This window comes from Clostridium sp. TJA085 (assembly GCF_058310235.1).
Map to the genome: position 1 here is coordinate 970,166 of NZ_JBZEEZ010000001.1, position 14,625 is coordinate 984,790.

Here is a 14,625-nt window from a genome sequence, read left to right on the forward strand (position 1 = left end):
AAACAAAAAAATAAAGTACTCTTTTAAATTAAAGAGTACTTTATTGTTAATTTTTAAATGTGACACTTATTTAAGTGTGATTTTAATATTTCAGCAGACTTTTTAAGCTTTTCTTCTTCGGATTTAGCTAAAGGTATTTCTATTATTTCTTTAGCCCCTTTTCTATTAACTATAGTTGGTATAGCTAAATACATATCATCTATTCCATATTGTCCTTCAAACAATGAACCAACTGTTAATATACTATTTTCATCTCTAAATATAGCCTCAACTATTCTGTTTACTGCAAGTGCTACTGCAAAATATGTTGCCTTTTTTCTATTTATTATTTCATAAGCAGCATTTTTAACATCTTCTTCTATTACCTTCTTTGTATCTTCATCCCAAGCAAGATCTGTTTGTTTAGCATAAATATCAAAGTCTTCTCCACCAATTCTTCCATTACTCCAAGTTACAACTTCACTGTCACCATGCTCACCAACTACATAACAATGAATATTGCTGTTATTTACACTAAAATATTTACCTAAAACATACTTTAATCTTGATGTATCTAAAACTGTACCTGAACCAATTACTCTTTCTTTTGGGAATCCTGATAACTTATAAGTTATATAAGTTAATACATCAACTGGATTTGACACTACTAAAAGTATGGCATTTGGACTAAGCTTAGCTAGTTCTGGAACAAACCCTTTAAATATTTTGTAATTTTTATCTATAATATCTAATCTAGTTTCTCCTTCTTTTGGTCCAACTCCTGCAGTAATTATAACTATATCTGAATTTTTTGTTTCTTCTAATGAACCTGCATATATATTAACTGGCTTAACAAAGGATGTACCATGAACTAAATCCATTACTTCTCCCATTGCCTTATCCATATTTATATCATAAATACAAATATCTGTTGCTATACCACTATTCATTAGTGCATATGCTGTTGTAGCTCCTACAAATCCAGCTCCGATTATAGATACTTTTCTTTTTCCTTCTACTAGCATGTTTTATCACTCCTAATTAATTTATATTTAATCTCATATTATCTTTCTCTTTTTCTACTCTTTATATTCCATATTATACTATAATTAATAATCACTTTCAATTAATTCTTAGTATTTTAATATGATTTATTTTTTATTTTATTGTTAATAGATATGTTATATAATAATTATTATACTCAAAGAGACTTAGGAGGATATCTTAAAATGAAACTGTTATTTTTCGATACAGAAACAACTAGCATACGCCCAGGACATATATGTCAGCTAAGCTATATAATCGTTGATACAAGTACAAAACCTCAAAAAACAGAAGGTAAAAACTTTTTCTTTACAGTAGATGAAATGGATCCAAATGCAGAAGCAGTTCATGGTTTTTCTTTAGAAAAATTATATGAACTATCAAATGGAATGTATTTTGAAGATGTTGTTGGAGAGTTTATAGACGATTTTATGGATGCTGACTTTGTAATAGGCCATAATGTTAATTTCGATGTAAAATTTTTACACAGCGAACTTATATTTTTAGGTGCTAATTATGAACCTAAAAGAACGTTCTGCACAATGGATTATTATAGAGATATATGTAAAATTTTAAAACCTAATGGAGCATATAAAAATCCAAAACTTGAAGAGGTTATTTCTTACTTAAATATAACAAAAGATCAAATAGAAGCTAAAGCTAAACAACTATTTGGAGGAAGTGGAGACTATCATGATGCTAGATTTGATACAGCAGCAACTTATTTAGTAGTTATTGAAGGATTAAAGAAAAAACTTATTCCTCATGGTTATTTTACTAAAATAGCAGATTCTAATTAATAAAATTTAAAGGTATATAGTAATATTTGTATTTCTATATACCTTTAACTAATTTATTCATTTATTATATCATAATATTTTTTTATTAATTCTTTATCCATTGCTTCTACACCTTCTAATGGATATTTAATATTAAGTTTCTCATACTTATTTACTCCAAGTAAGTGATAAGGTAAAAGCTCTACTTTTTCAACATTATTAAATTCTTTAATAAATTCTTTAAATCGTCTTATATGTTCTTCTCCATCAGTAAGTCCAGGTACAACTACATGTCTTAACCATATTTTTGTTCTATTTCTTTTCATGGCTTCTATAAACTTAAGTGACTCGTCTATATTAACTAATGTTACATTTTTATATCCTTCCTCAGTAATATCTTTTACATCAAAAAGAACTAAATCAGTATATTTTAATATCTCATCATACATTCCAATACCAGATCCTGCAGTATCAATACATGTATGAATACCTTCTTTCTTACAAAGTTTTAAGGCTTCTATTAGAAATTCTGGTTGTCTTAAAGGTTCTCCCCCTGAAAAAGTTACTCCACCATTTGATGTATCAAAATATGCTTTATACCTTTTTATCTTTTTAACTAATTCTTCTGGTGTAACCTTTTCTCCTACTCCATATTCCCAAGTATCAGGATTATGACAATACTTACATCTTAATGAACATCCTTGCATAAATACAACAACTCTTATTCCTGGTCCATCAACAAGCCCCATAGTTTCCATTGAGTGAATTAATCCTGTTGTCATTATGTGTACCTCCTAATTTATAATTTTAAATAAACAATTTATTATACTAACTTATTTATTTAAAATTATAATACATATCCTCTGCTAAATATATTAGCAGAGGATACTTTTAAGTTAAATTACATTACATTTTTGAATGGAATGTTCTGTTTATAACATCTAATTGTTGCTCTCTAGTAAGCTTAATGAAGTTTACAGCATATCCTGATACTCTTATAGTTAATTGTGGATACTCTTCTGGTCTTTCCATTGCATCTAATAAAGTTTCTCTATTAAATACATTAACATTTAAGTGATGAGCTCTTTGTCCAAAATATCCATCCATTAAGTTACTTAAATTTGATATTCTTTCTTCAGGTGATTTTCCTAAAGCATCTGGAATTATTGAGAAAGTATTTGAAATTCCATCTTGTGAATGCTCATATGGAAGTTTAGCAACTGAATTTAATGATGCAAGTGATCCACTTGAATCTCTTCCATGCATTGGATTAGCTCCTGGTGCAAATGGCTCACCAGCTTTTCTTCCACATGGAGTTGTACCTGTTTTCTTACCATATACTACGTTTGATGTTATAGTTAAAATTGATTGAGTGTGATATGCATTTCTATAAGTTTTGTTCTTTCTGATTTTATCCATCATATTCTTAACAAGATATACAGCTATTTCATCAACTCTATCATCATCATTACCGTATTTAGGGAAATCTCCTTCAACTTCAAAATCTACAGCTATTCCTTCTTCATTTCTTATTGGTTTTACCTTAGCATATTTAATAGCTGACAATGAATCAGCACATACTGATAAACCAGCTATACCACAAGCCATTGTTCTAAATACATCTCTGTCATGTAAAGCCATTTGTAATGATTCATATGAATACTTATCATGCATATAGTGAATACAATTTAATGTATTTACATAAAGATTTGCAAGCCACTCTGTCATTACATCAAACTTTTCCATTACTTCATTATAATCTAAATATTCACTAGTTATTGGCTCTAATTTAGGTCCTACTTGTACTCCTGATTTCTCATCTTTACCTCCATTTATTGTGTAAAGTAAAGTCTTAGCTAAGTTAACTCTAGCACCAAAGAATTGCATTTGCTTTCCAACTCTCATTGCTGATACACAACAAGCTATAGCATAATCATCTCCCCAATACTCTCTCATTAAATCATCATTTTCATATTGCACTGAACTTGTATCAATTGAAACTTTTGAACAGAAATCTTTAAAGTTTTGTGGTAGTTTAGTTGACCATAAAACTGTTAAATTTGGCTCTGGTGATGGTCCTAAAGTATAAAGTGTATTAAGTACTCTAAATGAGTTTTTAGTAACTAATGTTCTTCCATCTATACCCATACCTGCAATTGATTCAGTAACCCAAGTTGGATCTCCTGAAAATAAATCATTATATTCTGGAGTTCTTAGGAACTTAACTAATCTTAGCTTCATAACGAAATGATCCATAATCTCTTGAGCTTCTTCTTCTGTTATAACTCCTGAGTTTAAATCTCTTTCTATATATATATCTAAAAATGTTGATGTTCTTCCAAGTGACATTGCTGCACCATTTTGTTGCTTAATTGCTGCTAAGTATCCAAAGTATAACCATTGAACAGCTTCTCTTGCATTACTAGCTGGTACTGATATGTCTAATCCATAACTTAAAGCCATAGATTTAAGCTCTTTTAATGCATTTATTTGATCTGTTATTTCTTCTCTTAGTTGAATAATATCAGAATCAATTGTTCCTACTTCTAAACTCTTTTTTTGTTCTAGCTTGTCTTCTATTAATCTATCAACACCGTATAGCGCAACTCTTCTGTAATCCCCTATAATTCTTCCTCTACCATAAGCATCTGGAAGTCCAGTAACTATACCATATTTTCTAGCTAATTTCATTTCATCTGTATATACATCAAACACACCTTGATTATGTGTCTTTCTATACTTTGTAAATATTTCAGATATTTTTGGATCTACTTCATATCCATAAGCTTTAGCTGCATTTTCAGCCATTCTTATACCACCTTGTGGCATAACAGCTCTTTTAAGAGGAGAATCTGTTTGTACTCCAACAATCTTTTCGATTGCTTTATCTATATATCCTGGCTCGTAAGCATCGATACCTGATACTGTTTTAGTGTCAACGTCTAAAACCCCATTTTCTCTTTCTTTTTTAAATAATTCACTAACTTCATTCCATAATTTTTTAGTATTTTCTGTAGCTCCTGCTAAGAATGAAGAATCTCCTTCATATGGAGTGTAGTTATTTTGTATGAAATTTCTAACGTCTATTTGTTCTTTCCAGCTTCCATCTTTAAAGCCTTCCCATTGATTAAACACTATACGTCGCCTCCCTTTCAATTAATAATATATTTAGATTATATATGATAAAAATTTAACAGTCAATAATTATTTTCAACTGATATAAATTCTCATAATATATTTCTTCTTCCACTTATTATTTTAAATTAAAAAGGACTAAATGTAAATTTTTTTTTAACATAAAGTCCTTTTGATTAACAAATTTTAGTATTTTGTTATTTATTATTTATTATTTATTTTTTATTATTAGCGCCATACTTCTTATAATAATCATTTATTCGTTCTAACATCTCATCATCAATTAATATATTTCCATTTATCTCTCGATTATATAAATATTTTATAACTTCCTCCATAGTAACTATTGCACATGTTTTAAAATTAAATTTTTCTCTAATCTCTTTTAAAGCAGATGCTTCTCCTTGCCCTCTTTCCATTCTGTCTACAGAAATTATAAGTCCCTCTACTTTTATATTACCTTGTTCCTTTAAAATAGGCATTGTTTCATATATTGACGTACCTGCTGTTGTTACATCTTCTACTATTAAAACTTTATCTCCATCTTTTAATTTTGCTCCAAGAAGTATTCCCTTATCTCCATGATCTTTCACTTCTTTTCTATTTGAACAATAATCTACGTCTATATTGTAAAGCTCTGATAAAGCTATTGATGTTGTTACTGTTAAAGGAATTCCTTTATAAGCAGGTCCAAATAAAACAGTATAATCATTATCAAAATTTTCCTTTATAGCCTTTGCATAAAACTCTCCAAGTCGTTTTAATTGACTTCCTTTTTTATAGTTTCCAGTGTTAACAAAAAATGGAGTTTTTCTTCCGCTTTTAGTTACAAAATCTCCAAAAGTAAGCACACCGCACTCTACCATAAATTCAATAAACTCTTTTTTATATTCTTTCATATTGAAAACCTCCAAAATTTCGTTAATTTTTAGACAATTCCGATAATTTCATTTATATCCTTTATACCTTCTTTTAAAAGAAAATCTTCTATTCCTTGAACTATTTCTTTTCCAGCTAATGGATTATTAAAATTAACCGTTCCTATTTGTATGGCCCTTGCACCAGCCATCATAAATTCTATCGCATCCTCTGCAGTACTTATTCCACCAAGCCCTATAACAGGTATATTTACAGCTTTTGATACTTCATGAACCATTCTTAAAGCTATTGGCTTTACTGCTGGTCCTGAAAGTCCTGCATATATATTATCAAATACAGGCTTTCTCTTATTTATATCAATAGCCATACCTTTTATAGTATTTATTAATGAAATAGAATCTGCACCTGCTTTTTCACATTGCAAAGCCATATCCACTATATTTTCAGCATTTGGAGATAGTTTAACCATTAAAGGCTTATTTGTTATCTTTTTTATTTTATCCACAACTTCAAATGCTACATTAGATTTTATTCCAAATGCCATCCCACCAGATTTTACATTAGGACATGATATATTAAGTTCTATCATATCTATATCAGTTTCATTTAACTTGCTTACTGCTGTTTCATAATCTTCTATACAACCGCCACCAACATTTGCAATTATATTTGTATTTAATTTTTTCATATCTTTTAATTCATACTCTATGAAATGATCTACCCCAGGATTTTGAAGGCCAACTGAATTCATCATTCCACCTTTTGTTTCATAAACTCTTATTCCAGTATTTCCATCCTTTTTCCTTAAAGTTAAACCCTTAGTAGATATCCCCCCCAAAATACTAACATCATAAAAATTATTGTACTCTTGTCCAAATCCAAATGTGCCTGAGGCTGCTATAACAGGATTTTTAAAATCTACTCCATTTATATTTACATTCAACATAATGATTTTCCTCCTTAAAGCTCCACATAATATCCATCAAAGACAGGACCATCTTTACAAGTTCTTTTATGACCATCTTTCGTTTTACAAGTGCAAACAAGACATGCCCCAACTCCACAGGCCATATGTTTTTCCATTGATACATATACTTTAATACCTGCATCTTTACATAATTCTATAACCTTTTTCATCATTATTTCAGGACCACAGCATAATACTACATCATATTTTTTAGCATCTAAAATATCCGTTACAACCCCTTTTATCCCATGCTTTCCTGTATTAGTTGCTAAATTTATATTATCAACATACTTTTCAAAATCATTTATTAAGTATACTTCATCTCTAAATCCTGCATATAAATCTATAACTTCACTATTTCCATTTTGTTTTAATTCCTTAGCAACTTGAAGCATAGGTGCTATTCCTATTCCTCCCGTAACTAATGCAACTTTTCCAAGCTTTTCATTTACATTGAATCCATTTCCAAGGGGACCTGTAATATTTATTTCTTCATTCTTTTTTAATTTACTTATTTCTTTTGTTCCCTTTCCAACTACTGAATAAAGAAAAGTTAAATTATTTTCACTCTTTTCACATATACTTATAGGTCTTGGAAGTAATGCACAGTCAACCTTAAGCATATAGAATTGACCACATTTTATATCTTGGTTTTCTTCTATTACTAATTTAAATATCCCTTTTGATATTTCATCATTGCTTATTACTTTAGCTTTTTTGTAGTTTATGCCCATTAAATTTCCTCCTATCTGTTGCAAGCTAATCTTATCTCATCTCTCATTTTCATCGCTTCTTCTCTTGCACATTTAGCAAAATTTCTTTCATCTTCACCTTTATTTTTGTATGCTAAAAGAATTCCTCTTGATGAATTTACAACTCCTCCATTACCATTATTTAAATACATGGCAACATCTTTAGCTTTTCCACCTTGTGCTCCATATCCCGGTATTAAAAAGAACATATCTTTTAGATTTTCTCTAATTTTTGCACCTTCTTCTATATGAGTACAACCTATAACTCCTCCTATAGGTGTATATCCACATTCTCCTTTAAAAGGCTCTCCTAATTGTAAGACTTTTTCTCCAACTATATCATAAACATTTCTTCCTGATTTAGCTTTTATATACTCTATATCAAATGCTCCCTCATTAGAAGTTCTTACTAAACTAAATATACCTTTGTTTCCACTTTCTATATATGGAATATATGGTGCTATACTATCCATTCCCATATAAGGATTTAATGTTATAAAGTCTGCTTCAAACTCTCCTTCAAAATGAGCTTTAGCATACATTTTTGCTGTTGCTTCTATATCCCCTCTTTTTATATCTGCAATTATTATCTCATCTAAACTTCTAAGATATTCTAATGTTTCTTTGTATGCTTTTAAACCTTCTATACCTAAAGCTTCATAATATGCTATTTGAACTTTAAAGCATGCAACAACATCTCTTGTTGAATCTATGATAGCTTTATTAAATTCAACAATCGCCTCTTTATCACTTTTCCCTTCTCTTATAAATGAGGGTATATAATCAAGTGCTGTATCAAGCCCAACACAAACTACTCCTCTTTCTAAAACTCTATCATATAATTTATCTATAATCTTACTTTTCATAATTTGACCCTCACTACTTTTTATATAAAACTTTTCCACCTTTTATAGTCATTACAACTTCTCCATAAAAATTCATTCCTTCAAATGGAGTATTTTTCCCCTTTGATTGAAAGTCATCTGAATTTACTACTATCTCTTTATTTAAATCTAATAAAACAACATCTCCATCTAATCCTATACTAATATTTCCTTTATTCATCCCTAAAATATTAGCTGGATTTCTTGACATCATTTCTGATAACTTGTTTATCGAAATAATTCCATCCTTAACTAATTTTGTATAACATATAGGAAATGCAGTTTCAAGCCCTACCATTCCTGGAGATCCATTTTCCTTATCTTTCTTTGTATGCGGTGCATGATCTGTACCTATACAATCAACATCTCCATGCTTTATAGCCTTTAATAAAAATTCTACATCTTCATGTTCTCTTATAGGTGGATTAACTCTATAATTATTTACATCATTAGTAAGCGCTATATGATGTGGTGTTACCTCGCAAGTTACATTCACACCTTCACATTTTCCATCAATTATATACTTCATAGCTTCTTTTGTACTTACATGAGCCATATGAAGTTTTGCACCTGTAACTTTTGCTAATGTTATATCTCTCCAAGTCATCATATTCTCAGCAAGTCTCATATCTATATCTGAAAATTCACCTGATTCTGCGTGAGACATAACTACCCAATTATTTTCTTTTGCAATTTTCATAGCTTCCATCATAACTCTCGAATCTGACACTCCAACACCATCATCTGAGATAGCCTTCACTCTATCATCATTTTTAAAACACTCTAGATGTGATATTGTTTTGCCATCAAAATTTTTTGTTATAGTTACACATTGATGTAAGTCTATAAGATTTAAAGTTTTTTCTTTATCTTTTACATAATCTAATACTTCTTTAGTAGAACATACAGGATTTGTATTTCCCATAAGGCAAACCCCTGTATATCCTCCTCTCAATGCAGCCTTTGATCCAGTTTCTAAATCTTCTTTATAAGTAAGTCCTGGATCTCTAAAATGTGCATGTGTATCTATAAACGCTGGCATTAATGTTAATTCTTTAGCATCAATAACTTCTACTCCATCTATATTTATTTCTGTTCCTATTTCCTTTATTTTCCCTTTTTCTATATAAATATCTCCATAAAAGTTTTGACATGAATCTATTATATTTGCATTTTTTATTAATATATTCAAATTAAACACCTCATCTTATTTAAGTGTCATTATATGATCACAATATTCACATTTATAAGTAGCTTCGCTTCTATCTACTAAATTGAATATTTGAGGAACATACTTTTCATCACTTGTTATACATCTTACATTATCACAAGTTATTATTCCTTCAACTGTTTGAGGTAATTCTGGTATTATCTTATTAACTATTTTTTCATTTCTAATTTCATTTACTGTAACATTAGGAGAAAGCATAGCTAAAACTTCGTAATTTATTTTTTCTATATCTTCAATCTTTATAATATCTTTTTTTCCTGATCTATTACTTGGGACATTCATTATTAAGGCTACACTTAAATCTGATTTTTCTAGGTTTAAATGATTAAATATTTTAATTCCAACTCCAGCTTTTATGTGATCTATAACTAATCCATTTTTTATACTTGTAATTTCTAACATATTAACATACCCCCAAAAGTTTACATATTAATGCCATTCTTGCATACATTCCATACTCAGCTTGCTTAAAATAAGCTGCTCTTTTATCACCGTCAACTTCTACAGCAATTTCATTCACTCTTGGAAGTGGATGCATAACTATCATATCCTCTTTTGCAAGGTCCATTTTTTCCATATCTAAAATATAACTATCTTTAAGTCTTAAATATTCTTCTTCATTGAAAAATCTTTCTTTTTGAATTCTTGTCATATAAAGAATATCAACTTCTTCTATTACATCTTCTAATCTTTCAACTTCTTTAAATTCTATATTATTTTTCTTTAATACTTCATCTCTTATATAATCTGGAATTCTAAGTTCTTTTGGAGATATCAGTACGAATTTATTGTTTTCATATCTTGACATTGCTTTTATTAAAGAATGTACTGTTCTTCCATATTTTAAGTCTCCACATATACCTATAGTTTTATTTTCAAGATTACCTTTTAATGTTTTTATTGTTAATAAATCTGTTAGTGTTTGAGTTGGATGTTGGTGTCCACCATCACCAGCATTTATAACTGATACATCTGAATACATACTTGCTACTCTAGCAGAGCCTTCTTTTGGATGTCTCATTGTTATAATGTCTGAATAAATTGATACCATTTTTATTGTATCTGCAAGTGTTTCACCTTTTGATGCTGAACTTGAATTTGGCTCTGAAAAGCCTAAGATATTTCCGCCTAATCTCATCATAGCTGCTTCAAAGCTAAATCTTGTTCTTGTACTAGGCTCATAAAATAGAGTTGCTAAAATTTTTCCATCACATATCTTTGAATATTTTTTTGGATTTTCTATAATTTGATGTGCTAAATTGAAAATTTCTTCTAATTCACCTACAGTAAAATCCATAGGATCTATTAAATGTCTGTCTTTTAACATAATATCACTCCTTCTTAACCTCTCAGTGTTAAATTTAAAGGGAAATACGTTCTTGTAATTATATACTTGTCTAAAAAAGCTTTTAAAAAAAGCCTTCCTTAAATACTAAGGAAGGCGTAATTATCCCATATATAACTACATTACTATTACTTCCTTAATGACCTCTCTGGATCAAATTAAAGGTTATCTTGTTTGTAAGAATACCACTAAAAAGATAATCTGTCAATAATTTAAAGAAGTAATTATTTATTATTTTGTTAAATCTTCAACTTCAGAATCTGGTAAAATTTCTTCTTTAACAGTTGTTTCAAGTAAACTTTCTTCTTTTTCTAAATCTTTTTCTAATCTTGGATTTATTGCTTTAATAAATAATAATAAGAAATTAAATACAACATATAAAATAACACCTGTACCTATAAATATTTCAATATCACCTATTGTTTTAAATACAGATTGCCATATGCCACTTCCTAAATATTTACTTACTTTATATGCTGCCATTACACTTATAGCTAATGGGAAAGTTAACGCTGCATATGTTGGCGCAAATCCTTTCTTTATAAATCCTATTATATAACTATAAACTATAATTAAATTTATAAATGATATAATTACTAAAACCCAAAGTATTACTGGATTTATAACTGTAAATGCTGAAGTATATCCTACTATACAAAGACTTGCAGGTGCTGCCATTACTCCTATTGTTGGTAGTTTATGTTCTTCAATAGCTTTATGATTATATACTCTATATAACATTATTGGCCATGTAATTATATATAATACAAATCCAAAATAAAATAATAATCTAGCTAAGCTATCATGCCCCATTCCAGGACTTGTAACGCATGCTACAACTACACCAATCCATATTACAAACCAACTTGGAACCATATCTTCTAATTTAAAATTTTTAAATCTAAATATTGAAAATACTATAAATAGTATAAAATGTACTGCTACACATAAAAGCCATACAGTTTCTGCTATTTTAGGAGCTACATCTAAAAAATATGCTGCTATTAACATAAGAGCCATATCTATAGTTGGATAAAAACTACCTAAAACAGGATGTTTTAATTCCTCTAAAATTTTCTTTGGAAATTTCACTATTCTTAAAAACATTAATGCTAAAGCTATAATTGAAAATATAATTGCTACTGGCTTAAAAAATTTTATATTATTTAATTGCCAAGCAGATCCAATAGTTATTAATCCTAGTGAAGTACCGCATATTCCTATTGGATAATTCTCTAATTTATTTAATAAATTATTTTCAACCTTCATATATACACCTCCATTGATCTTTACAAGATTGATTATATATACAAATTTCAAATAAGAGAAATATTTATATTTTATATTTAACATAGGTATTTACTTATTTTAAAATTTTATATAAAATTCATCTATATTTTCCCATTTAAATATGTAAAGTATTAAATTTATTATTTATTAAATTTTAATATTAATTAATCTCAATTTTAATAAAAACATACAAGGTATTTTAACATAGAAATTATCTTATATCTATAATTTATTAATTTACATTTTTTAAATTTTTATTATATATTTGTTATTATTTTATATCCGAATAAAAATTTAATTAAGAACAATACTAAAAGTAATTAATTAAATTAACTAAGGAGAATTAAATATGAGTGAAAATAATAAAAATAAAAAAATAGTATTCTTTATTTTAGTAATATTACTTATTTTTATAATACCTGTATTATATTTTTCAAATTTTAAATCTACTAAACCTAAAGTTGCCAAAGCAGAAAATACAGGCACAAAACAAGAAATTAAAAATGAAGTAAAAAACGAAGTGAAAAAAGGATCAGTTAATAATAACTACTTACAATTAAAAGATGATCCTAACGCAGATGATGCCTTAGTTATTTCTAAAAATACAAATGAATTAATAAAAGGTTCTATTCATTATCCCGTTAGAACAGATAGAAAAAAAGTTGTTTATTTAACTTTTGATGATGGACCATCAACAACAAATACTCCAAAAGTACTTAATATTTTAAAAAAACATGATATTAAAGCAACTTTTTTTGTAACTGGAAAATCTATCATAGCAAGTGATGAATCAAAAGCTTTATTGAAACAAATTGCTAATGAAGGACATGCCATAGGTAACCATACTTACAGTCATAATTATAATTATCTTTATCCTTCTAGAACAATAAATGTTGATAATGTAATATCCGATTTAAAAAAGAATGATAAATTAATGAAAGATATTTTAGGAAAAGACTTTTATACTAGAATCATAAGATTACCAGGAGGATATCGTTCTTGGAATGGTAAAGAAAATTTTAAAAATAAAATGAAGGAACTAGGTATTAGAAATATTGATTGGAATGCTTTAAATGGTGATGCAGAAGGTAAAAAGAAAAACTCTAAAGAACTAGTTTCTTATTTAAAAAATAGTGTTAATGAACTAGGAAAAGATGCAGATAGTATTGTAGTACTAATGCATGATACATATGGTAAAGCTGAAACTACAAAAGCTCTACCAGAAATAATTAAATACTTTAAAGATAAAGGTTTTGAGTTTAGAACAATAAAATAAAATTTTACAATATAAAAAAGAGCCTTTAACAAAGGCTCTTAATTTTTCTATTCTAAATTAATTATATTTACATTTATAGTTATCTTGAACATCCATTAATGCTTCACCAAATCTTTGGTAATGAACAACTTCTCTTTGTCTTAAAAAACGTAATATTTCTTTTATATCTTGATCATCTGTCAAATCTATAAGCCATTCATAGGTTGCTCTAGCTTTTTGTTCAGCTGCCATATCTTCATTTAAATCTGCAATAACATCACCTTTTGCTTGAATATAAGTTGCTGTCCATGGATTTCCTTGAGCATCACTATAATATAATGCTTTTCCGTGATCTGTATAATGAGCAGCAAGTCCAGCATTTTTCAAATCCTCAATAGAGGCATTTTCCATTAATTGATAAATCATAGTAGCAATCATTTCTACATGAGCTAATTCCTCTGTTCCTATATCAGTTAATAAGCCTTTAGCTTTATTTGTTGGCATTGTATATCTTTGATTTAAATACCTAAGAGCAGCACTTAATTCACCGTCTGGACCTCCATATTGTGACATTAAAAATTTTGCCATCCTAAGATCATTACATTTTAAATTTATAGGATATTCTAAAGTCTTAACATAGTACCACATAACTAAATCCTCCTAATATTTAATTTCCCAAGGCCATGGTTGATTGACCCACTCTAATGGATTTTCCACATAAGCATCTCCAAAGTTTCTTATAGGTCCATATTTTAATTCATATTCACTAATTAAAGCGTCTAACTTTCTAGAAACTTCTTTATAGTCACTTATAGCTTCTTTATCATTAGGGAAATTATCAAGATAAAGATTTAGTTCTACTGCATAAAACTGTATCTTTTGTATACTATTCAATAATTCAATTTCTTTCATAATTTTACCTCTCTATTATCTTCTATTTATAAGGTTTATATAAATCTTTAAATATAGTTCCTCTACAAAGACCTTCATAAACTGAATATAAATTTTCGTATTTTTGAGGTAATATATATGCACGTGCATACTCTAAATCAAAACATTTATTAGCACAATAAGACATACATATC

Annotated in this window: 16 protein-coding genes; 2 read left to right on the forward strand and 14 right to left on the reverse strand. The window is 28.3% G+C overall.

Annotation, left to right across the window (positions count from 1 at the left end):
* Window positions 1-53 precede the first annotated feature (53 nt).
* Window positions 54-1,004, reverse strand: a complete 951-nt coding sequence (locus tag AC4FQW_RS05040) for an L-lactate dehydrogenase (RefSeq protein ID WP_303128878.1) — start codon at window positions 1,002-1,004, stop codon at window positions 54-56.
* A gap of 204 nt (window positions 1,005-1,208) precedes the next feature.
* Between AC4FQW_RS05040 and AC4FQW_RS05045 the strand changes: the two genes are divergently transcribed.
* A complete protein-coding gene (locus tag AC4FQW_RS05045) occupies window positions 1,209-1,823 on the forward strand; it encodes a 3'-5' exonuclease (RefSeq protein WP_491147621.1) in 615 nt (204 codons plus the stop codon).
* A 53-nt stretch (window positions 1,824-1,876) separates the two neighbouring features.
* On the opposite strand, the gene pflA is transcribed toward AC4FQW_RS05045, so the two are convergent.
* The 10 genes from pflA to AC4FQW_RS05095 all read right to left on the reverse strand — a co-directional run bounded on the left by pflA (window position 1,877) and on the right by AC4FQW_RS05095 (window position 12,264).
* On the reverse strand, window positions 1,877-2,584 hold the full coding sequence (pflA, locus tag AC4FQW_RS05050) for a pyruvate formate-lyase-activating protein (protein ID WP_303128880.1): 708 nt from the start codon (window positions 2,582-2,584) through the stop codon (window positions 1,877-1,879).
* A gap of 124 nt (window positions 2,585-2,708) precedes the next feature.
* Complete coding sequence (gene pflB / locus AC4FQW_RS05055) at window positions 2,709-4,937, reverse strand: formate C-acetyltransferase (protein ID WP_303128882.1); 2,229 nt, start codon at window positions 4,935-4,937, stop codon at window positions 2,709-2,711.
* A gap of 215 nt (window positions 4,938-5,152) precedes the next feature.
* On the reverse strand, window positions 5,153-5,836 hold the full coding sequence (gene pyrE, locus AC4FQW_RS05060; RefSeq protein ID WP_491147623.1) for an orotate phosphoribosyltransferase: 684 nt from the start codon (window positions 5,834-5,836) through the stop codon (window positions 5,153-5,155).
* A 29-nt stretch (window positions 5,837-5,865) separates the two neighbouring features.
* Entirely contained in the window at window positions 5,866-6,762 is an 897-nt protein-coding gene (locus tag AC4FQW_RS05065) for a dihydroorotate dehydrogenase (protein ID WP_303128885.1), read from the reverse strand.
* 14 nt (window positions 6,763-6,776) lie between these two features.
* Window positions 6,777-7,517, reverse strand: a complete 741-nt coding sequence (locus AC4FQW_RS05070) for a dihydroorotate dehydrogenase electron transfer subunit (RefSeq protein WP_303128886.1) — start codon at window positions 7,515-7,517, stop codon at window positions 6,777-6,779.
* Window positions 7,518-7,528: 11 nt separating this feature from the next.
* A complete protein-coding gene (gene pyrF, locus AC4FQW_RS05075) occupies window positions 7,529-8,401 on the reverse strand; it encodes an orotidine-5'-phosphate decarboxylase (protein ID WP_491147626.1) in 873 nt (290 codons plus the stop codon).
* A 13-nt stretch (window positions 8,402-8,414) separates the two neighbouring features.
* Window positions 8,415-9,611, reverse strand: coding sequence for a dihydroorotase (locus AC4FQW_RS05080; protein ID WP_303128889.1), 1,197 nt, complete (start codon window positions 9,609-9,611; stop codon window positions 8,415-8,417).
* Between the two features lie 15 nt (window positions 9,612-9,626).
* Window positions 9,627-10,052: an aspartate carbamoyltransferase regulatory subunit gene (locus tag AC4FQW_RS05085; RefSeq protein WP_303128893.1), complete on the reverse strand. Its 426-nt coding sequence runs from the start codon at window positions 10,050-10,052 to the stop codon at window positions 9,627-9,629.
* 1 nt (window position 10,053) lies between these two features.
* A complete protein-coding gene (gene pyrB / locus AC4FQW_RS05090; RefSeq protein ID WP_491147629.1) occupies window positions 10,054-10,977 on the reverse strand; it encodes an aspartate carbamoyltransferase in 924 nt (307 codons plus the stop codon).
* Between the two features lie 249 nt (window positions 10,978-11,226).
* Window positions 11,227-12,264, reverse strand: coding sequence for a TDT family transporter (locus AC4FQW_RS05095; RefSeq protein ID WP_303128896.1), 1,038 nt, complete (start codon window positions 12,262-12,264; stop codon window positions 11,227-11,229).
* A 370-nt stretch (window positions 12,265-12,634) separates the two neighbouring features.
* Here AC4FQW_RS05095 and AC4FQW_RS05100 point away from each other — a divergent pair, with 370 nt between their 5' ends.
* Window positions 12,635-13,561: a polysaccharide deacetylase family protein gene (locus AC4FQW_RS05100; protein ID WP_491147630.1), complete on the forward strand. Its 927-nt coding sequence runs from the start codon at window positions 12,635-12,637 to the stop codon at window positions 13,559-13,561.
* Window positions 13,562-13,618: 57 nt separating this feature from the next.
* On the opposite strand, the gene AC4FQW_RS05105 is transcribed toward AC4FQW_RS05100, so the two are convergent.
* From AC4FQW_RS05105 to AC4FQW_RS05115, 3 genes are read right to left on the reverse strand one after another with little or no spacing between them, the layout of a single operon-like run.
* Window positions 13,619-14,188: a manganese catalase family protein gene (locus AC4FQW_RS05105; protein ID WP_303128898.1), complete on the reverse strand. Its 570-nt coding sequence runs from the start codon at window positions 14,186-14,188 to the stop codon at window positions 13,619-13,621.
* Window positions 14,189-14,200: 12 nt separating this feature from the next.
* Complete coding sequence (locus AC4FQW_RS05110; RefSeq protein WP_303128900.1) at window positions 14,201-14,452, reverse strand: spore coat protein CotJB; 252 nt, start codon at window positions 14,450-14,452, stop codon at window positions 14,201-14,203.
* Window positions 14,453-14,474: 22 nt separating this feature from the next.
* Entirely contained in the window at window positions 14,475-14,618 is a 144-nt protein-coding gene (locus tag AC4FQW_RS05115; RefSeq protein WP_303128901.1) for a spore coat associated protein CotJA, read from the reverse strand.
* Between the last annotated feature and the right edge of the window lie 7 nt (window positions 14,619-14,625).